The 19,056-nt window shown below is 61.8% G+C and carries 18 protein-coding genes and 1 tRNA gene; 16 read left to right on the forward strand and 3 right to left on the reverse strand.

Going from position 1 to position 19,056, the window contains the following annotated elements; genetic code table 11:
• The first annotated feature begins 2 nt into the window (after positions 1 to 2).
• The 7 genes from ATE48_RS18170 (at position 3) to ATE48_RS18200 (ending at position 10,131) form a co-directional block, all read left to right on the forward strand.
• Positions 3 to 1,061 carry an NAD(P)/FAD-dependent oxidoreductase gene (locus ATE48_RS18170; protein WP_066774062.1) on the forward strand — a complete coding sequence of 353 codons (1,059 nt, stop codon included), beginning with the start codon at positions 3 to 5 and terminating at the stop codon, positions 1,059 to 1,061.
• Positions 1,058 to 2,062, forward strand: coding sequence for a cysteine synthase A (locus ATE48_RS18175; protein ID WP_066774063.1), 1,005 nt, complete (start codon positions 1,058 to 1,060; stop codon positions 2,060 to 2,062). The genes ATE48_RS18170 and ATE48_RS18175 overlap by 4 nt, the downstream gene beginning before the upstream one ends.
• A gap of 80 nt (positions 2,063 to 2,142) precedes the next feature.
• Positions 2,143 to 3,819, forward strand: coding sequence for a M28 family metallopeptidase (locus ATE48_RS18180; protein WP_066774065.1), 1,677 nt, complete (start codon positions 2,143 to 2,145; stop codon positions 3,817 to 3,819).
• A 127-nt stretch (positions 3,820 to 3,946) separates the two neighbouring features.
• A complete protein-coding gene (locus ATE48_RS18185) occupies positions 3,947 to 4,555 on the forward strand; it encodes a glutathione S-transferase family protein (RefSeq protein ID WP_156767854.1) in 609 nt (202 codons plus the stop codon).
• Between the two features lie 75 nt (positions 4,556 to 4,630).
• On the forward strand, positions 4,631 to 5,497 hold the full coding sequence (locus tag ATE48_RS18190) for a sulfite exporter TauE/SafE family protein (protein WP_066774067.1): 867 nt from the start codon (positions 4,631 to 4,633) through the stop codon (positions 5,495 to 5,497).
• A 54-nt stretch (positions 5,498 to 5,551) separates the two neighbouring features.
• On the forward strand, positions 5,552 to 9,979 hold the full coding sequence (locus ATE48_RS18195; RefSeq protein ID WP_156767855.1) for a hypothetical protein: 4,428 nt from the start codon (positions 5,552 to 5,554) through the stop codon (positions 9,977 to 9,979).
• 77 nt (positions 9,980 to 10,056) lie between these two features.
• Positions 10,057 to 10,131 (forward strand) — tRNA-Thr (locus ATE48_RS18200).
• A 27-nt stretch (positions 10,132 to 10,158) separates the two neighbouring features.
• Here ATE48_RS18200 and ATE48_RS18205 read toward each other — a convergent pair.
• Positions 10,159 to 11,274, reverse strand: a complete 1,116-nt coding sequence (locus ATE48_RS18205; protein WP_066774069.1) for a M48 family metallopeptidase — start codon at positions 11,272 to 11,274, stop codon at positions 10,159 to 10,161.
• Complete coding sequence (locus ATE48_RS18210) at positions 11,274 to 12,371, reverse strand: YjgN family protein (protein ID WP_066774070.1); 1,098 nt, start codon at positions 12,369 to 12,371, stop codon at positions 11,274 to 11,276. Before ATE48_RS18210 ends, ATE48_RS18205 begins: the two co-directional genes overlap by 1 nt.
• A gap of 267 nt (positions 12,372 to 12,638) precedes the next feature.
• Between ATE48_RS18210 and murA the strand changes: the two genes are divergently transcribed.
• From murA to ATE48_RS18255, 9 genes are read left to right on the forward strand one after another with little or no spacing between them, the layout of a single operon-like run.
• Positions 12,639 to 13,919: a UDP-N-acetylglucosamine 1-carboxyvinyltransferase gene (gene murA / locus ATE48_RS18215; RefSeq protein ID WP_066774071.1), complete on the forward strand. Its 1,281-nt coding sequence runs from the start codon at positions 12,639 to 12,641 to the stop codon at positions 13,917 to 13,919.
• The gene (locus ATE48_RS18220) at positions 13,916 to 14,356 is read left to right on the forward strand and encodes a DUF2948 family protein (RefSeq protein WP_083197458.1); all 441 of its coding nucleotides are present in this window, start codon (positions 13,916 to 13,918) and stop codon (positions 14,354 to 14,356) included. Before murA ends, ATE48_RS18220 begins: the two co-directional genes overlap by 4 nt.
• An 11-nt stretch (positions 14,357 to 14,367) precedes the next feature.
• Positions 14,368 to 14,841, forward strand: a complete 474-nt coding sequence (locus ATE48_RS18225; protein WP_066774075.1) for a UPF0262 family protein — start codon at positions 14,368 to 14,370, stop codon at positions 14,839 to 14,841.
• Positions 14,828 to 15,292, forward strand: a complete 465-nt coding sequence (locus ATE48_RS18230) for an arsenate-mycothiol transferase ArsC (protein WP_066774077.1) — start codon at positions 14,828 to 14,830, stop codon at positions 15,290 to 15,292. Before ATE48_RS18225 ends, ATE48_RS18230 begins: the two co-directional genes overlap by 14 nt.
• 58 nt (positions 15,293 to 15,350) lie before the next feature.
• Complete coding sequence (gene infA / locus ATE48_RS18235; protein WP_066774079.1) at positions 15,351 to 15,569, forward strand: translation initiation factor IF-1; 219 nt, start codon at positions 15,351 to 15,353, stop codon at positions 15,567 to 15,569.
• Positions 15,570 to 15,582: 13 nt separating this feature from the next.
• Positions 15,583 to 16,455 carry an SDR family NAD(P)-dependent oxidoreductase gene (locus ATE48_RS18240; protein ID WP_066774082.1) on the forward strand — a complete coding sequence of 291 codons (873 nt, stop codon included), beginning with the start codon at positions 15,583 to 15,585 and terminating at the stop codon, positions 16,453 to 16,455.
• Positions 16,452 to 17,009, forward strand: coding sequence for a Maf family protein (locus ATE48_RS18245; RefSeq protein WP_066774084.1), 558 nt, complete (start codon positions 16,452 to 16,454; stop codon positions 17,007 to 17,009). The genes ATE48_RS18240 and ATE48_RS18245 overlap by 4 nt, the downstream gene beginning before the upstream one ends.
• Positions 17,006 to 18,103: a ribonuclease E/G gene (locus ATE48_RS18250; RefSeq protein WP_066774087.1), complete on the forward strand. Its 1,098-nt coding sequence runs from the start codon at positions 17,006 to 17,008 to the stop codon at positions 18,101 to 18,103. The genes ATE48_RS18245 and ATE48_RS18250 overlap by 4 nt, the downstream gene beginning before the upstream one ends.
• Entirely contained in the window at positions 18,100 to 18,276 is a 177-nt protein-coding gene (locus tag ATE48_RS18255; protein WP_066774089.1) for a DNA gyrase inhibitor YacG, read from the forward strand. Before ATE48_RS18250 ends, ATE48_RS18255 begins: the two co-directional genes overlap by 4 nt.
• Here the strand turns inward: ATE48_RS18255 and ATE48_RS18260 are convergent.
• The gene (locus tag ATE48_RS18260; RefSeq protein WP_066774091.1) at positions 18,273 to 19,055 is read right to left on the reverse strand and encodes an exodeoxyribonuclease III; all 783 of its coding nucleotides are present in this window, start codon (positions 19,053 to 19,055) and stop codon (positions 18,273 to 18,275) included. The two genes, ATE48_RS18255 and ATE48_RS18260, sit on opposite strands and share 4 nt — an antisense overlap.
• Between the last annotated feature and the right edge of the window lies 1 nt (position 19,056).

Consider the following 19,056-nt stretch of genomic DNA (forward strand, 5'->3'; position numbering starts at 1 on the left):
ATATGAGCAGCGAAAAGCCGGTGTCAGCCCCGGCGGGGGAAGCCTACGAGACCGATGTGATAATCGTCGGCGCGGGTCCTGTCGGTCTGTTCGCGGTATTTGAATTGGGCCTGTTGGACCTTAAGGCGCACCTCGTTGATGTGCTCGATCGGCCAGGAGGCCAGTGCGCCGAACTTTATCCGGAGAAGCCGATCTACGACATTCCAGGCCTGCCGGTCGTGACCGGCCAGGGCCTGACCGATGCGCTCATGCAGCAGATCGCGCCGTTCAAGCCGACCTTTCACCTGCAGCAGATGGCGGAGGCGCTCGAGCGTTTGGCGGACGGCAAGTTCAAGCTCCGTACCGAACTCGGCACGACCATCACCGCCCCCATCCTCGTCATCGCAGCGGGCGGCGGTTCATTTGTGCCGCGCAAACCGAAGATCGATGGACTGGAGGCTTTCGAAGGCACGAGCGTGCACTATGCGGTGCGCCAAATGGAGCGCTTCCGTGGCCGCGACATTGTCATCGCTGGCGGCGGCGATAGCGCGCTGGATTGGACGCTCTATCTGCAGCCGATCGCCAAGAGCACAACGCTCATCCACCGCCGTGACGATTTTCGTGCAGCACCGCACTCGGTCGCGCAGATGCGTAAGCTCGTTGCCGAGGGCAAAGTGCGGTTGGAAATTACCGATCTTAAAGGCGTCAGCGGCGCGAATGGTCAGATCGGTGCGGTGAACTGCTTCACTAAGGAAAAAGGCGCCTACGATCTGCCATGCACGGACCTGCTCGCCTTCTATGGCCTCACCATGAAGCTCGGCCCGATTGCGGAGTTTGGTCTCAATCTCAATGAGAATTTGATCCCGGTCGATACCGAGAAGTTCCAAACCAGTGAGCCGGGCATCTTCGCGATCGGCGACATCAACACTTACCCGGGTAAGCTTAAGCTCATTCTATCGGGCTTCCACGAGGGGGCGCTGATGGCGCAAGCGGCATTCAAGGTCGCGCGGCCAGGCGAGCGTCTCGTCTTTCTCTACACAACGTCTTCTACTGATCTGCAAAAGAAGCTGGGCGTCTCGTGAAAACCTATTCCTCCGTTATCGACGCCATTGGCAACACGCCGTTGATCAAACTGAAGCGGGCGTCGGAGGAAACCGGTTGCACCATTCTCGGCAAAGCTGAGTTTTTGAACCCCGGCCAATCTATCAAGGATCGCGCGGCGCTCGCGATTGTCGAGGATGCCGAGCGCAAAGGCGAACTTCGTCCCGGCGGCGTGATCGTCGAAGGGACAGCGGGCAATACCGGTATTGGTCTGGCGCTCGTTGGCGCAGCCAAGGGCTATCGAACGATCGTTGTGATGCCGCGCACGCAGAGCCAAGAAAAGAAGGACGCGGTCCGCGCGCTCGGCGCTGAGTTGGTGGAAGTCGATGCTGCGCCGGCGTCGAGCGACAATCACTATCCAAAAGTCGCGCGACGTATTGCCGAAGAGAAAAACAAAACTGAACCCAATGGCGCCATCTGGGCCAATCAGTTTGACAATGTCGCCAACCAGCAGGGCCACTATCGCACAACGGGGCCGGAAATCTGGGAGCAAACCCAGGGCAAGCTCGATGGATTTATCTGCGCCGTCGGCTCGGGTGGCACGCTCGGTGGCGTCTCGCTCGCTCTGAAGGCGCGCAATCCGAACATTCGCATTGGGATTGCCGATCCGGGCGGCGCCGCACTCTACAATTGGTACAAGCACGGCGAACTCAGGGCCGAAGGGACGTCGATCACGGAAGGCATTGGCCAGGGCCGGGTGACGGCCAACCTGCAAGGAGTCATCATCGACGAAGCCTATCGGATTGAAGATCGCGATTGGCTGCCGGTGCTCTACAATCTCATTCAAGAAGAAGGCCTGTCGCTCGGCGGATCTTCGGCGCTGAATGTGCTCGGCGCCATGCAACTCGCTAAGACGCTGGGACCGGGCAAAACCATCGTCACCGTGCTTTGCGATTATGCCAACCGCTACATGGGCAAACTCTTCAACCCAGAGTTCCTGGCGGCGCAAAATCTCCCCACGCCGCCGTGGATCGCGAACTAGTCACCGCGCTTGCGCCGCAAAGCGCTTGAGCGCGCTCCCCTCAAGCGCCTAAGCTTCCAAATTATTTGGGGACTTCATCCATGAATTTACGCCACATCTTGTCGGCGGGTGTGATCGCACTGGCCGCTTGCGCGACGTCGGATCAATCCGCGGCGCCAACTACCGACATCGCCGCTTTTAGACATGCGCCGCTTTCCGCTGAAGCGTTGATCGAGCACGTGCGCGTGCTTGGCTCGGATGAATTCGAAGGTCGCGCGCCCGGTACGAATGGTGAGCGGCTTACGATCGAATACTTGCAGCGCGCTTACGCCGCCGCTGGCCTTCAGCCTGGTGTCGTGCTGGCGAACGGCGAACGTTCCTGGGTGCAGGAAACGCCGTTGGTGGCGGCGACACTCACCAACACGCCAACCTTGACGCTGTCCGGGACCGATGGTGAGCGGACGTATGCCTATGCGACGCAGTTTTCCGCTTGGACGCGCCGTCTCGATCCCACAGTCGATATCGCCAACGCGCCGCTGGTATTCGTCGGCTACGGCATCCATGCGCCGGAGCTCGGCTGGAACGACTACGAAGGCGTCGACATGCGCGGCAAGATCGCCGTCATTCTGATCAATGATCCTGATTTCGAAACCGGCGACGATCGCGGTTTCGGTGGTCGCGCCATGACTTACTATGGCCGCTGGACTTACAAGTTTGAGGAAGCTGGCCGTCAAGGCGCTGCTGGCGCCATCATCATCCACGAAACGGCGCCTGCGGCGTATCCTTGGGCAGTCATTCAATCGTCCACCGGAAGCGCGCGATGGGACATCGTCCGCGCCGATCGCGGCGCCAGTCGCGCTGGCTTCGAAGGTTGGATCAACAACGAAGTCGCGATGGAGACTTTCCGCCGTGCTCGTCTGGATTTCAATGAATTGAAGTCGCGCGCTCAGCGCCCCGGCTTCCGCGCGGTGCGCATGAACCTCACAGGATCATTGCACCTGGAAACGCGCGCCGAAGAGCGCACCACCTACAATGTGGTCGGTGTTCTTCCAGGGACTGAACGCCCGAATGAAACGATCATCTACACGGCGCACTGGGATCACCTTGGCCATTGCCCGCCGGTGGACGGCGATGACATTTGCAACGGCGCCTTCGACAACGCGACAGGTACGAGTGCATTGATCGAACTCGCGCGTCGTTTCCATGCACAAGGCCCAACCGATCGAACGGTAGCGTTCATCGCGCTCACGGCCGAGGAGCAGGGCCTGCTTGGCGCTCTTTACTACATGCAGCACCCGCTGTTCGCGCCGCGCGATACCGTTGCCGCCATCAACATGGACGGCATCAATGCGTTCGGGCGCACCCACGAGATCGAGGTGCGTGGGTTTGGCCAAAGTGAGATGGATGACCTGTTGACCACCGCCATCCAAGCGCAGGGCCGCCGCGTGGCGCCGGATTCATCGCCGGAGGCCGGGTACTATTATCGCTCGGACCACCTGCACTTTGCCCAACTCGGCATCCCGGTGCTTTACACTTCGCGCGGCATCGACATGCTTGATGGTGGCATCGAGCGGGGCCGCGCGCTGTCGCAGGCTTACGTCGCCAATGTCTATCACAAGCCCGCAGACGAAGTGACGGACGCTTGGGACATGAGCGGTGGCGCTGAAGACTTGGAGGCGCTCTATGCTGTTGGTCACCGTCTTGCCGATGGAAACGAATGGCCCCAATGGCGCGCGAATTCCGAATTCCGCGCCGCGCGCGAAGCCTCGCGTCGCTGAGGTGAAGCCTTCCCGGCGCGTGAAATCACCCGCGCCGGGGAGGCTGCGTTCCAGTCACATCGGCTGTGAGCCCAATTCACTTGCGATGCGTGAGGGGCGCTGACAGAAGCCGCCCAGGGAGACGGCGATGACAATCAAGCTCTATGGCAGTGCGTATAGCGGCAATTGTCTGAAGCCGAAGTGGGTGCTCGATCGCCTTGGCGTCGCTTACGAATGGATCGAGACGGACAGTTTTGACGGCTCGACACGCAAGCCCGAATTCCTTGCTCTCAATCCAGCGGGTCAGGTGCCGGTGATTGTGCTTGAGGACGGGCGCCTGCTCGCACAATCGAACGCCATGATGCTGCACTTCGCTGAAGGCAGTAATCTCATTCCGACTGACGCCTATGACCGCGCCAAAATGTTCGAATGGTTGTTCTGGGAGCAGTACAGCCACGAGCCGCAAATCGCGGTGCGGATTGCCCGCAAGCACTTCCTCGGCAAGCGCGACGACGAGCTAGATCCGTCGCTGCTGGTGAAGGGCAATGCGGCGCTCGCCCGGATGGAGCTTCAGTTGAAACAAACGCCGTTTCTCGTCGGCGGCGCCTTCACTTTGGCTGACGTCGCCCTTGTGGCGTACACGCGCAAAGCTCACCTCGGTGGCTTCGAGCTTAAAGATTACCCTGCCGTTAGGAGATGGGTCGCGCGTGTCGAAGAGCTACTCGGAATTGAATCCGCGCTACCCGCAAACGGTTAACGCGGGAACCCGCCGCTCTCTGGCCGCATTGTGATCTGAAGGGTAAGCTGCCGGTTCGGGCAGTGACGAGGGAGCATGGAACTTACAACGGACCTTTGGCCCGGCCTTGCGACCGTGTTCGGTCTCTTTCTCGCGGTTGGTTTTCTCGCCCAATTGGTAGATGGCGCAGTGGGGATGGCGTACGGCGTCATCTCATCAAGCGTGCTGCTTGCTTTCGGCGTGCCCCCCGCCCAGGCGTCGGCGACGATCCATGCCGCTGAGTGCTTTACGACCGGGGCGTCTGGCGCATCTCACCTTCTGCATCGCAACGTCGATTGGAAGCTGTTCTGGCGCTTGGCGCCGGCGGGCGTTGTTGGCGGCGTGGCTGGTGCATATTTGCTGACTGGTTTTGACGCCACCTTCATCAAGGCGATCGTTATCGCCTATCTCGGCGTTCTGGGCATTTACATGCTCTTCCGCGCGATGCGCGAACCCAAGGAAGAGCCGCCGCACCTTAAGCACGTTATTCCTGTTGGCCTCGCGGGCGGTTTTCTCGACGCCAGCGGTGGAGGCGGCTGGGGCCCGGTGGTGACGTCGACGTTGCTGGGGCGCGGACACACGCCCCGGTACGTGATCGGGAGCGTCAACTCCGCCGAGTTTGTCGTTACGGTTGCGATCTCATTAACGTTCCTCTGGACGCTGATAACAGGGCGCTTCGAACTTGAAGGCGGTCTTTGGACCGGCGGCGCAGCGCTTGGCGGCCTTATCATTGGCGGGCTCGTAGCAGCTCCGCTTGCGGGCTATGTCACAAAGATCGCGCCCGCGCGCGTTCTGCTCGCTGCGGCGTCCGTGCTCGTGATTGGACTATCGATCTGGCAGGGCATTCAGCTTTGGCCGCGCCTGCTCGAATACCCGATTTTCAACGAGATGGTTCAGTCGGCGCGTCTCAGCGTTAACCGTTAGGCGCCAACCGCGCGTTTACGGGTCCTGAGCGATCCTAAACGCTTCGGAGTCGTCTTGGTCAGTCTTGCCAATATGAATGTCGCCGCCGCTCTGCTGAGTGGGGCGAGCGGAACCACCGTTGGCGCAAGCACGCTGACGCAGTGGGCCGCTTCGCGCGCCGGCATCATCAGCGCTGATTCCCAGGGGGCGACCCAGGATCCGAACGCACCGATAGCGCCGGTCTGGACGCCCGGTGTTTCTCCGAGCGCCGAGGCGCTCGTTCAGCGCGCGCTCACCAACAAATCGTTCTTCGACACCAATGCCAAGCTCTACAGCGACCTCGGCGCGAGCGGCGACTACAAGAAGCTCTTCGCGCTCTATTCAGGGCTTACCACGCTGCAAGCGCTGGCCGGACACGCCGAAGACACGAGCTTGTCCAAAGCTGCGCTGGCGCAAACGCAAGCTCAGTTCGCGCGCGGGCTAACGGAGCTTGAGGCGTTCTTCGCGCAGCAGAAGTTCGACGACATTCGCTTGTCGCAAGGCGACCGGGTCGACACCGCGCAGACGACACTGGCGATGGCCAGCAAGAGCGAAGACTACACAACGCCGGTGATCCATCGAGGCGGGCTTTATGATAAGATCACCGGCCTCGCGAGCGATGCGAAGTTCAACATTGTCGCGACCTCGCTCGGCGGTACGGTTCGGAACGTCGCGATTGATCTTAGCGAGATGGGCTCGTTGCCGCGCACGCTGAGCAATGTGGTAAGCTATGTGAACGGCAAGCTCTCTGCCGCTGGCGCAGCGTCTCGTCTTGAGGCGCTCGATCAAACGCCAAAGACTGTGAATACTGTGATCGGCGGAAAGGTTGTTGCGACCAAGTATACGGGCGCAAAGCAATTCGCACTGAAGGTCGATGTAAACGCGAGCGAGAAGGTCTCGTTTCAGCCTGTCGACGCGGATCCCGCGTTTTATGCAGTCGGTACGACAGCCAATGGCGCGCGTCTTATCAAATTGGAAGATGTCGGCGGCGCAACGGGGCAACCTGTGTTGCTGGATCGAGCTCGCTCGACTGTTGATCCAATTGGCGCGCTGATTGGCGCGGGCTGGATCGGCGCAGGCGCTCCGTACACGTCCGCTCCGGCTGGCGCGACCGAGCAACGCACCAACGCCATGACGTCGGACGGCGCGAATACGTTCGAGGACGCATTGCGCGCGGCCGGCGAAGCGGTCTTGAAATTGGAATTGCCGGATGGGCGCTCGCTGAGCGTGACAACAGCTTGGCGCAGCGATGATCTCGAAGCGTGGCGGGTGCGCGCTGGCGAGAGTGAAGATCAGGGTATGCTCGATGATCTCGCCGAGCGCCTCACTCAATTGTTGCACGAACAAGGCGTCGCTGCAGGCGTCGAGGTTTGGGAAGACGACGGCAAATTCGGCCTTTCGATATACGGCGGCGATGGAGTTCGGGCTTCTAGCCTTTCCATCGGCGGCAAGTTTGCGTCGCTCGACACCGTCGAAACGCCGGGCATGGTCGGTGGGCTGCGCGATGGCGTCTTTGCGCGGCGTTTCGAGGTGGCGGGCATTGTGCCTGAAGATGGCGTCTTCACCGGGACGCAGACCTTCACGTTCACAACCGGCACGAGTGCCAACGCCATTACGATCGACGGTGGCGACGACGGCGTCAGCGCGGCTCAGTTGCAAGACAAGCTCAATGTAAAGCTGCGGCAGAAGGGTCTCGCCGCGGCGGCGTATCTTGTCGACAATGGCGGGTCCTACACGCTGCGCATCGATGCGCTGCACGACATGGTCGACGTTGGCGCTGTCCTGAATAGTGAAACGGTTGATGCGGATATCGTGGCGCCCGGAGCTTGGGCGTCTGGTGGGCTGCCGAATGCGACCAGCGGCCAGCCGTTCGGTGATTCCATTCGCACCTATGGCGCCAGCGGCTCCCCGCTTTCGACGCACTTAGGCGCGCTCAACATCGAAGTGGTTGTGGCCACGGCGAACGGCAACAAGACCGTCAATCTGGCGATCACCGCGCAGGATCGCCTCGACAATCTGGATCTGGCGCCCGGCCGATGGAATTCGGCGCTGCAGGCGCGGCTTGACTTGGCGCTCAACGCGGCCGGCGTTTATGTAAGCGCGCCCGGCGGCGAACTCACACAGTGGAATGTTGCGGAAGGCGCCGGCCAGCGCCTGGTTTCGGTGAGCGTCAATGGTGATGCTCTTGCACTTGAAGGCGATGCCCCAACTCTTGGCGTCGGCGGTGCGTTCTCGGCGCAACGCAGCTTCACCAGCGCGCAAGCCACAACTGGCGTCAGTGATGATGTTGCGGCGCTGTTGAGTGATCAGAACGTCTCCATCACGCTCGACACGACCTGGGGGCCGCGCACGATCAGTGCAGTGCTTGAGCCAGGCGATCCACGCACGCTTGAGAGCGCCGCGCTGCGCTTGAACGAGGCGCTTGCTGCAGGCGGTTATGACGCGGGCTTGGTGGCGACCAACCTTTCGGGCGGTGGTGCGGGTCTTCGTGTTGTGACCGGTTCTTCGAACACGGTTCGCGGTGTAACCAATCTCGATCTTGGCGGCTCGTCAGTAGCTTCGACGCTCGATCCAATCGATGCTGCGTCGCGGGCCGATGATCCGGTCGGCGCATTGCGCGTGTTTGAACGCGCCTCGCGCGGTGCGGCGATCACGCAGACGCTCTCGGCCACCTCGCCCTTCACGGCGCCGAGCGTCAATTCGTCTGCTTGGTTTGCTGGACGCGCGTTCGACGTCAGCGTTGGCGGCGGCGCAAAGGTCGCGACGGCGCGCGCGGTGGCGACGGCGGCAGACGGCTCAGTTTACGTGCTGGCGGACCTCAGCGATGGCTCCTCGACGACCGACATCAAAGGCGCGCGCGATGTGGCGCTGCTGAAGTATGATTCCGCCGGCAAGCTGGCGTTCAGCGAAATTCTGGGGGCCGCGCAGTCCGCAAGTGGGTATGCGCTCGCCGTGTCAGCCGACGGCAAAGTCGCGGTTGCAGGCTCGATCGAAGGCGCGTTCAGCGGCACGACGGCAAAGGGCGGCGCAGATTCCTTCGTCACGATGTTTGATGCGGCCGGCAAAGAGCTTTGGACCGCGCGCCGGGGCGCAAGCGCCAATGATGAGGCGCTGGCAATCGCATTCGCGCCGGACGGAAGCGTTGTGGTCTCGGGAAAGACGGATTCGGCGCTGAGCGGTCAGGTCGGCGCGGGCGGATCGGATGGCTATTTGCGTGGCTACAGCGCCGCTGGGCTTGAGCTCTTCACCCGCCAGTTCGGCACAAGCGGCGCGGATGCGGCGTCGGCGCTGGTCGTACGCGACAATGGCGTCGGCGGCATCGATATCTTCACCGGCGGCGTCGAAGACAATCGCGGCGTCGTGCGGAGCTTCAGCTATGCGAGCGGCGCTGGGCTCACCGTCGGCGCGACGCGTGACCTTGGATACTTCTACAAAGGCGCGATCAACGCGCTCGTGGTCGATGGTTCGTCGCTTTACGTTGGCGGCGAAATCGGCGCTGATCGTTTGACGCTAGCCAGCACGGCGCGCGGCGCGGTCGCGGGACAAGAGGGCTTTGTCGCGCGTATCAATGCTGATCTGACATCGACCGGCCTTGATCGCGCAACTTATCTGGGTTCGGCGCAGGACGACGCGGTCAAGAGCCTCGCGATCGTTAATGGCAACGTTTACGCCGCAGGTGTCACGGGTGGCGCGATCTCGGGAACGGGCGCCGCAAAATCTTCAATGAGCTTCCTCACGCGCTTGGGCAGCGACGGCGAGACGGACTGGATGCGCTCGTTCACGTCTTCAGGCGGCTCGGTGGCGCTGACCGGACTTGCTGTCGATACTGGCGGCGCCTCGGCGCTCGATATTCTGGGCCTGCCGCGCGGCGCCTTGCCGACAAGCGATTCAAGCACCCTCACCAACCGCAGTGCGCTTCGCGCCGGCGATGAGTTCAAGATCGGTGTTGATGGGCGCCGCCTGACAACGATCAAGATCGGCGACAAGGACACCATCCAGACGCTGGCGACAGCGATCAACCGCGCGATTGGCTCAGCAGGGCGCGCCGAGATCGTCAAAGCCGATGGCGTCGAACGCATCAAAATTACACCGCGCAGCGGGCAGGCGCTCCGGCTCGATCCGGGTGGCAAGGACCGGGACGCATTGCCGGCGCTGGGACTTGGTCAAGGCATCATCGCTGAGAGCGATGCCGGGCGCGCAGCGCTCAAAACCTACGGCCTTGGCCTCGTTGGTCTGACGCTTGACGGCAAAACCGCCATTTCGAACGCCAAGTCGGAGCTTTCGGCCGCCATTTCGATCGTCCGCATCGCCTATGACGCCATGCTCAACCCGAACGCCAAGGCGATGACGGATGAGGAAAAGGCGCTCCAGGCCCGCCGCCAGAACATGGGCGCAGCGCCGGAATACTATACGGCGAAACTGGCGAACTATCAGGCCGCTCTGACCCGTCTGACCGGTGAGTAACGCGATCCAGCGCTGCGGCGCCGATGGGCTTCCAATAGCGCCCGGAGCCGGTTAGAAGCCCCGCTTCGCGTCGGTCCGCCGCGGTAGCTCAGTGGTAGAGCGCACCCTTGGTAAGGGTGAGGTCGAGAGTTCAATCCTCTCCCGTGGCACCAGCTTCGCGCACTCGTGTCGCCTTTCGTCTAGTCGCCGTTCGGCTGCGGCTCTTCTGTGTCCTCGATGATGTCGTCTGCGCCCCCGCAGGCTTGTTGAACGATGCGCCATTGGCGGTCGTCGAGTGAGGGCGCGAGGCCTTCGCGGGCGCGCGCTTGAGCGGCGAGCGCGCGTTCCTGTGAGGCGGGGTGACTTGAAAGCATGCTTGGGATGTCATCGACGCCGGCTTCCTCTTCGTAGTCCTGGAATCGATCGAACATGCGCGCGATGCCAGCGGTGCTGACGCCGGCGGCGTCGAGATAATCCATGCCGCGGCTGTCAGCGTCGCTTTCGTCGCCGCGGCTATAGCGGAGGCCCGCGAGGTTGACCGAGGCGATGGCGATGGCTTGGCCCGCGCCGGCGCCGCCAAACACGACGTCGAAGAAAATGCCCGCCCCGATCTGGCGGACGACGTTGCGCATGATGTGATTGTGCTCGATGTGCGCGATCTCGTGCGCAAGCACGCCGGTTAATTCGTCGGGGTGCTGGGCCATGCCGATGAGTTCATCGGTGACGATAATCGAATTGTCCGGCAGTGCGAACGCATTGGGGAAGCTGGCGTCGGCGATGGTGATCCAAATGTCGTCGCGCTCGGCAACGTCGGAGCGTTCCATGATGCGGTAGGCCAGATCGTTCAGGATCTGGGTAGCTTCATCGGAATCGTCGCACTGGGCCGTGAACGCGTTGACTTGCGACCAAGAGATGTCGGCGATTTGGGTGCGATACTTCTCCGGCATCGCGCGCGCCATCGGATCGGCCGCGTAGGGTATGCCGACCAAGAATGCGCCCGCCAGCGACCAAGCGAGCGTGACCAGCGCGATGACGGTGCGCCGGCCCTCGACGCCCTGCGCGTGCGGTTTCATCAAATGCGGGGCGACTGCCGCGAGCTCACCATCGTACCAGTCGCCGAACATAATGCGTTCGCCGGTATCGAGCTTCTTGCGGCGCAGGATGATGCGGCCGTTGTGGTCATCGGTGCGCGAAAGATCGGCATAGTCCCATTCGATGGCGGCTTCGCCCGTCCGGATGACCAGCTTTTCTGGCGCGAGTTCGATTTCGGCGTCGTTGAAAACAGCGGCGCGGCCATTGGCGTAACGGGCCTGCATCAGATCACCCCCACGCCCATGTCGAGATCAAATGCGTCACCCAGGCTTTCGCCCGCGTTCGAGTCTTCGAGAACGGATTGGCCGATCGTGGCAAAGCGCGGCAGCTCGATGAGTTCGAGGCGGTTGAGCACGTAGCGCACCTGCAGAAAGCCAGCGACGGGCGCCAACAAGCCAAGCGAGCAGACAATGAAGAACCAGCCCAAGGCTGTGACGCCGAGCAGTGAGAAGGTTTTTGCACGAAGCTTGAAGCGGGCGCCGTCGAGCGTGATCTGCGCGGCGATGCGGTTCATCGCAGCGGCGTTGTAGGGCGCCCAGCAGATCAACCAACCGATCGCGTAGAATGCTAGCATGCCCGCATAGATGGCGATCACGCTCGCTGGATCGCCCTGGGTTAGATCGACGCCATTGGTGACGGCGATGACGCCGGCAGTGATCGGTCCGGCGAAGGCGACGACGACCATTCCGATCCAGCCCATCGCGAATGGCCACCACATGCCTTTTTGTGGGGACTCCCCGTCTTGCGCGTGAAATTGAAATGGCTGATCGCCGAAGCGCGTGTTCTCCCACATGAGCCGGGCGCGGTTGATGCGCGCTGCGGGCGTGTACCAGCCAAGTGAGAGCATCTGCAGAACCCACCAGCCCCACGACGCGCCCGCAAAGCCCCAAGCTGAACCTGCGAGCCCGAGACGGATGCCGCGCCAGCGTGTGCGGGAGAGTTGATAGCGGCGCATCCAGAAGCGGGCGGCGGCGACGAGCGGCACGGAGAAAACGTAAAAGCCGAAGGTCAGCCAGCCAGCGGCTAGCGGCTCCATGGCGATGGGCGCGATGTAGAAAACGAATATGGCCGGCAGGAAAAAGCACGGCAGCGAGATCAGGAAGCCGCGGAACAGTTCGCCGGCGCCGCCCGTGTATTCGAGCGGGTCGCCGAGCACCCATGTACGTGACCAGAGCCGCCGCCGCATCGAGGTGCGCGCCCAGAAGCGGTACATGGTGAGGGTTAGTATGGTGAGGCCCGCGTTCTTCAAGGCGAGCCCAAGCACGTTGAAGAACTTGCCGCTGTGAGCGAAAGTCTGGCTTGGCGCGGCTTCGGCCGTCATCGAGATCCCCCGGTCAGCATCCTAGCCGGGGTCTGGCAAAGGGTCGATCCGGGTGGTGAACGATAAGCAGAAACCGCCTTCTAAGCGCGACAAGCGTCTGGCTGATGCGCTAAAGCGCAACATCCAGCTCCGGAAGGCGGCGCAGAAGCCGTCCGACCCTAAGAAAAACTAGCTCCGAGCCATGCTTGGAAGCATAGCCGCCGCCTTGCTTACGCCCGCGCCGCATCCCATAAACCGCCCGCCGGGGGGATCCGGCGAAAGAGTTTCATGGATCGTATTGTCATAACGGGCGGCGCCCCGCTCAACGGAACTATCCCGATTTTCGGGGCGAAAAACTCGGCGCTTAAGCTCCAGGCGGCGGCCTTGCTGTCTGCCGATCCGGTCATGCTCGAAAACATGCCGGATCTCGCGGACACGCGCTTTATGGCGCAGCTGCTGAATACGCTGGGCGTCGAGATCACCTGGATCAAGGAAACGCATACCCTGCGGATGCATGCGGCCGAGATCGTGTCGACGATCGCGCCGTACGATCAGGTGCGGAAGATGCGCGCTTCGTTCAACGTGCTTGGCCCGCTGCTGGCGCGCGCTGGCCACGCAACAGTTTCGCTGCCTGGCGGTTGCGCCATTGGCGCGCGTCCGGTGGACCTGCACTTGAAGGCGTTCGAAGCGATGGGCGCGGACATCGTCATCGAGCAGGGTTACGTGAAAGCGGCGGCTCTGCGTGGGCTGAAGGGCGCTGAAATCGATTTTCCGTTCGTTTCAGTCGGCGCAACCGAGCACGCGATGTTGGCGGCCGTCTTGGCGCACGGCGACACAGTTCTCAAGAACACCGCGCGCGAGCCGGAGATCATCGACCTTGCCGATTGCCTGAACGCGATGGGCGCGAAGGTGGAAGGCGCCGGCACAAGCGAAATCCGCATCAAGGGTGTCGCGAAACTTTCGGGCGTGAAGCATCCTGTGGTGGCCGATCGCATCGAAGCGGGCACCTACGCGATGGCGGCGGCTGCGGCGGGCGGCAACGTTTTGCTTTCCGGCGCGCGCTTCGAACATCTTGGCGCGATGCTGAAATTCTTGCGCGATGCGGGTGTGCGGGTCGAAGCCGAGGGGCGCGGCATCCGCGTGCAGCGCAAGCTCACCGATCGTATGAACGCGGTCGATTTCGAAACGGAGCCGTTCCCCGGTTTCCCGACAGACCTGCAAGCTCAGGCCATGGCGCTGATGTGCATGGCCGACGGCGTTTCGCGGATCAAAGAAACCATTTTCGAAAATCGCTTCATGCACGCACCGGAATTGGCCCGTCTTGGCGCGAAGATCGAAGTGCATGGCAATGAAGCCGTGGTGACGGGCGTTCCAAAGCTTGTCGGTGCGCCGGTGATGGCGACGGATCTGCGTGCTTCAGTCAGTCTCGTTGTAGCTGGCCTTGCGGCTGAAGGTGAAACCACGGTCAACCGCGTCTATCACCTCGATCGCGGCTTTGAGAAACTGGAAGCCAAGCTGCAAGCCTGCGGCGCGCAAATCGTACGGGAACGAGAAGACCAGGCGGCATGAGTGCAAGCCTACTCAGGTTGATGGCGGAAGATGCTGGCGACCTCGATATTATCGGGGCGGCGGTGCAAGACGCGCTGGTGCGGGTCGGCGAAATCAATTTCGACAGAAAAGCACGCCGCTTTACGGTGATGATCAACCGGTTTCGTTGGGAGGCCGCCGGTGAAAAGGGGCCGTATGAGAGGGTTCGTTCGGCATTGTCGTTCGACAGCGTCTTAGGCGTGAAGAGCCGCCGGGTGCGCCAAGATACCGACGAAGCGCTCGCCTCGCTGCTTTCGCTCGGATTCATTCCTGAAGAAGAGCCGCCGGGCGGCGTTGTACGTTTGTTGCTCGCTGGTGGCGGTGAAATCGCCATCGCTGTTGAATGCCTCGACGCGGTTTTGGTCGACACAGGTCCGACTTGGTCTACGCCGCGCCGGCCTGATCACGAGCAAGGTTGAGCGGCGTTTCAATGAGCGAACGCAACCGCCTCTTTGAGATCAACCTCGATGAAGCGTCGGTTGCGCCGGCGTCCGCAAACGTAGAGCATGATCGCCGCATCGCGCTTTTCGATCTGAAGGAATCCAACTCCTTCGCGGTACAAGGCGAAGATCGTGGGCCCTATGTGCTGCTGCTCGGGATGTCCGAGGGTCGGCTTGTGCTCGACGTGAGCGACGAAGCGCGCGATCGCATCATCCTTCACCAGGCCCCGCTCGGCGCGTTGCGCAAGATCGTCAAGGACTACGCGCTGATTTGCGAAAGCTACAACGCCGCTATCCGCGATGCGCCGCCGAGCCGCATCGAGGCTCTCGACATGGGGCGGCGCGGCTTGCACAATGAGGCGGCTGAGGTCCTGCAGGAACTTCTCTCCAGCCATTTCACCATCGACAATGAGACCGCACGGCGCCTGTTCACGCTGGTGTGTGCGCTGCATGTCCGAGGCTGACGCACTTCCGGCGTCGGTGCTGTTTGCCTGCACCCACAATGTGATCCGCTCGCCCATGGCCGCGGAACTCATGCGCATGCAGTTTGGCTCCGCCGTCCGTGTCGACAGCGTAGGTCTTCGTCCAGGCGAAGAGGTTTCCTATATGGCGGCATTCGTGATGGATGAGGCGGGCGGCGATATCTCCGGATACACGCCCAAGGGCTTCGATTTCTTCGAAACGGACTATTTCGAGGGCGGGCCCTTCGACCTGATTGTTTCGTTGAGCCCGGAGGCTCACCACACAGCGTTGGAGCTTGTCCCGAGGCTCGCTGCCGCGGCGGAGTACTGGCCGACCTTTGACCCCTCCTTGGCGGAAGGTTCGCGCGAACAAGTGCTTATGGAGTATCGGACGGTGCGGGATGGCTTGGCCCGGCGCATCGCCGCACGGTTTCAGCGGCCATCGACGGGATAGGCGCCCACGCCTATAAGGCCCCGCGACTTACGAGTCTGGGCCATGTTCAGGAGAGAGAATGGCAAAGGAAGAACTACTGGAATTCGCCGGAACCGTGATTGAGCTTCTGCCCAACGCGACGTTCCGGATCGAACTTGAGAACGGCCACGAGATCATCGGGCACACCGCTGGCAAGATGCGCAAGAACCGCATCCGCGTGCTGGCCGGGGATAAAGTGCTGGTTGAGATGTCGCCCTATGATCTGACCAAGGGGCGTGTGACGTATCGCTTCAAGTAATAGGTCAACAAACATGACGTCAGGCTCTCTCGATCGTGCGGTGGTTGTGACTGGTGCGTCCACCGGCATCGGCCGCGCAGCTGTCGCCAAAGCGGTGCGCGAGGGCGCGCACGTGTTTCCGAGCGTGCGCAAACAATCGGATGCCGACAGTCTCAAAGCTGAGTTTGGCGAGGCCGTTACCCCGCTTCTGTTCGATGTTGTCGATGAAGGCGCCGTGCGTGCGGGCGCAGCGCAAGTTGCGGCGGCGCTGGGCAATCGCAAGCTCTTTGGTTTGCTAAACAATGCAGGCATAGCCGTGGCGGGGCCGTTGCTTCACCTCGACACCGACGAATTGCGCAAACAATTCGAGATTAATTTCTTCGGCGTTCACAACGTCACGCGCGCGTTCGCGGACTTGCTCGGCGCCGATAAGTCGCGCACGGGCAACCCGGGCCGCATCGTCATGATTTCGTCCGTGGGCGGTCAGAACGGTTCGCCGTTTGTGGGTCCGTACTCGGCTTCGAAATTTGCGATGGAAGGCTACTCCCAATCGCTACGCCGCGAACTCATGCTCTATGGCATCGACGTGATTGTTGTTGGCCCCGGCGCGATCGCAACGCCAATTTGGGACAAAGCGGGCGAGAGCGATCTTAGCCGTTTCAGCAACACCGATTACGCTCCCATGCTGAAGGGCGTTGAGAACTACATGCTGAAGCAGGGGCATGCGGGCCTTCCGGCGTCTGATGTTGGCGATCTCGTTTGGCTTTGCTTTACGGCTCCCAAGCCCAAGACGCGTTATCGTATCCTCCGCAACGAATTTATGGACGTGACGATGCCGAACCTGATTGGCCCGCGTGCGGTCGATAAGGTCATCGCCAAGCGTCTTGGATTTCCGAAGCCCAAATGACCCGCCTAGTGCTCGCCAGCGCGAGCCCGCGCCGGTTGGCGCTTTTGGCGCAGATCGGGATCACGCCCGACGAGGTGATCGCAGCCGACATCGACGAAACGCCACTCAAGGACGAAACGCCGCGCTATCTGGCTGTGCGTCTCGCGCGCCAGAAGGCGGAGGCTGTGAAGGCGGTTGGCGCGATTGTGCTGGCCGCCGACACAGTGGTTGCAGTTGGACGGCGCGTCTTGCCCAAGGCGGAGTCCGAAGCCGAGGCGCGCGCGTGTTTGCGTTTGCTCTCGGGGCGCTCACACCGGGTTTACACAGGGGTCGCAGTGAAGACGCCAAGTGGCGAACTGCGAGATCGTCTGGTTGAATCGCGCGTTGCGTTCAAAGTGTTAGGCGCCAGTGAAGTGGAAGCCTATATCGCAAGCGGTGAATGGTACGGCAAAGCAGGCGGTTATGCGGCGCAAGGCTTGGCGGGCCGCTACATCACTTCGATCGTCGGTTCATATTCGAGCGTCATTGGCCTGCCGCTCTATGAGACGGCTAACCTCATCGAGTCCGCGCGATGAGCGAAGCACTTGAAACTTGGATTGACGCCGCCATCGGCGAGACGCGCGAGGCATTGGTGCGCGACGGCAAACCGATCGCGCTGCGGATCGCACGCGACAGCGACGAAGGACGTCGCGCCCGTTGGGGGGAGCTTTACTGCGCCCGCGTGCGCGAGTTGGATCGGCGTCGTCGGGGCGCCTTTCTAGACCTGGGCTTGCATGACCAGCACGGCTTCTTGCCTCTCGGCGATGATGGCCGCGCACGGATGCGCAAGGATCGCGTCAACCTGCGCGAAGGCCAGGGTGTCATTGTGAGCGTCACGAGAGAGGCGGCGCGCGGCAAGAACCCTGTCGTCGATCTCACTGAGGTCGACCACGACGGTGAGGAGCCGCACCGCATTGGCCGTCATGACACCGACGCGGACTTGCTGCTCGCCAAGTCGGCGGCCGATGCCCAGGTACGCGGCAAGCTTGACGCCGCCATCGAGGACGCCTTGGCGAGGACGACGCCGATACCGGGCGGCGGCGTGCTCACCATAGATGCGGTGACCGCCCTCGTGGCGATCGATGTTGATGCTGGCGGGCGTCAAGGTAGCGGTGATCCCGAGCGCTTTGCACTCGATCTCAACATCGCTGCGGCGCACGAGGCAGCGCGGCAGATACGGCTTCGCAATCTTGGCGGGATCATTGCGATCGATTTTGTTTCGCTTCGCGCGAAATCGCATGTGAAGCAACTTGAAGATGTCGTCCGCGGCGCTTTCGTGGGAGACCCCTGGAGTGTGCAATTCGGCGGGCTCTCGCGTTTTGGCGTGTATGAGCTCGCCCGCGCCCAGCTGCGGACGCCTCTGCATGAGCAAGTGCGTGACCACGATGGACGGCTCAGTGTTGAGACGGTGGCCCTGACGGCGTTGCGCGCGATAGAGCGTGAAGGTCGGTCGCAAACCGGCCGGCAGATCGCCTGTACGCTTGCGCCGGAAGTGAAGGCTTGGCTCGACACCGCCGAGATCGATTGGCGCGCGCAGCTCTCAAATCGCATCGGCATGCGATGGAGCATCGACGCCGCGCCTCGGGAAGCATTCTGGCCGCGGGACAAGATTGACGCGAGGGCGCTATGAGCAAGTGCGCTATTTGCGGCAAGCCGCAGGATGCAAAGTATCGGCCGTTTTGTTCAAAGCGCTGCGCGGATGTCGATCTCAATCGCTGGCTGAGCGGGGGCTATTCTATTCCCGCCGCCGAAGAGGACGATCCGGACGATGAAAGCGTGATCGCGCCCAAAGGCCAAGACTAGTGGAAGGTCGCCACGATCGGCACGTGGTCTGACGCTTTTTCAAGCCCACGCGCCTTCTTGAAGATTTCGACGCTGTCCAATTGATCCGCCGCTTGCGGTGATAGCAGCAGATGATCGATGCGGATGCCGTGGTCCTTTTGCCACGCGCCGGCCTGGTAATCCCAGAATGTGTAGCGATGCGCCGCGGCGTCGGCTTGCATGTAGGCGTCGCGGAGGCCGAGATTGAGTAGCGCACGATAGGCGGCTCGTGTCTCGGGCTGGAAGAGTGCGTCGCCAGTCCAGACCGCGGGATTGTGGCAATCGACTTCGCGCGGAATGACGTTGTAGTCGCCGGCAATCACAAAGCGCTCTTCGTGCGCAAGGAGCGATTGCAGATGCGCGCGGAGGGCGTCCATGAATTTCAGCTTGAACTCGAACTTTTCCGTTCCGATCGGATTGCCGTTTGGCGCGTAAATTGACGCCGCACGCACCGGGCCTTCGGGTGCGGCGATCACGCATTCGATGTAACGCGAATGTTCGTGGTCCAGTCCCGGGACGCCTCGGATCGTTTCTTCGATGCGATACTTCGAGAGGATGGCAACTCCATTGTAGCTTTTCTGCCCGAACGTCTCGATGTTGAAGCCCATGGCTTCAAATTCGAGGCGCGGAAAGCGCGGATCCTCGCACTTTATCTCCTGGAGGCACCAAACGTCCGCGTTCACCTCCTCGAACACCTTGAGCGCCGTTGGCAGGCGGGCAAGGATCGAATTGACGTTCCAGGCGGCGATTTTTAGGGCCATC

Origin of the sequence: Candidatus Viadribacter manganicus, assembly GCF_001679665.1 — a bacterium.
GTDB classification, from domain to species: Bacteria; Pseudomonadota; Alphaproteobacteria; order Caulobacterales; family Aquidulcibacteraceae; genus Vitreimonas; species Vitreimonas manganica.

Coding starts and splice junctions, on each gene's coding strand:
- ATE48_RS18170 (WP_066774062.1), top strand. CDS start 3: ATGAGCAGCGAAAAGCCGGTGTCAGCCCCGGCGGGGGAAGCCTACGAG.
- ATE48_RS18180 (WP_066774065.1), top strand. CDS start 2,143: ATGAATTTACGCCACATCTTGTCGGCGGGTGTGATCGCACTGGCCGCT.
- ATE48_RS18185 (WP_156767854.1), top strand. CDS start 3,947: ATGACAATCAAGCTCTATGGCAGTGCGTATAGCGGCAATTGTCTGAAG.
- ATE48_RS18190 (WP_066774067.1), top strand. CDS start 4,631: ATGGAACTTACAACGGACCTTTGGCCCGGCCTTGCGACCGTGTTCGGT.
- ATE48_RS18205 (WP_066774069.1), bottom strand. CDS start 11,274: ATGCAGGCCCGTTACGCCAATGGCCGCGCCGCTGTTTTCAACGACGCC.
- ATE48_RS18210 (WP_066774070.1), bottom strand. CDS start 12,371: ATGACGGCCGAAGCCGCGCCAAGCCAGACTTTCGCTCACAGCGGCAAG.
- murA (WP_066774071.1), top strand. CDS start 12,639: ATGGATCGTATTGTCATAACGGGCGGCGCCCCGCTCAACGGAACTATC.
- ATE48_RS18220 (WP_083197458.1), top strand. CDS start 13,916: ATGAGTGCAAGCCTACTCAGGTTGATGGCGGAAGATGCTGGCGACCTC.
- ATE48_RS18225 (WP_066774075.1), top strand. CDS start 14,368: ATGAGCGAACGCAACCGCCTCTTTGAGATCAACCTCGATGAAGCGTCG.
- ATE48_RS18230 (WP_066774077.1), top strand. CDS start 14,828: ATGTCCGAGGCTGACGCACTTCCGGCGTCGGTGCTGTTTGCCTGCACC.
- infA (WP_066774079.1), top strand. CDS start 15,351: ATGGCAAAGGAAGAACTACTGGAATTCGCCGGAACCGTGATTGAGCTT.
- ATE48_RS18240 (WP_066774082.1), top strand. CDS start 15,583: ATGACGTCAGGCTCTCTCGATCGTGCGGTGGTTGTGACTGGTGCGTCC.
- ATE48_RS18245 (WP_066774084.1), top strand. CDS start 16,452: ATGACCCGCCTAGTGCTCGCCAGCGCGAGCCCGCGCCGGTTGGCGCTT.
- ATE48_RS18250 (WP_066774087.1), top strand. CDS start 17,006: ATGAGCGAAGCACTTGAAACTTGGATTGACGCCGCCATCGGCGAGACG.
- ATE48_RS18255 (WP_066774089.1), top strand. CDS start 18,100: ATGAGCAAGTGCGCTATTTGCGGCAAGCCGCAGGATGCAAAGTATCGG.
- ATE48_RS18260 (WP_066774091.1), bottom strand. CDS start 19,055: ATGGCCCTAAAAATCGCCGCCTGGAACGTCAATTCGATCCTTGCCCGC.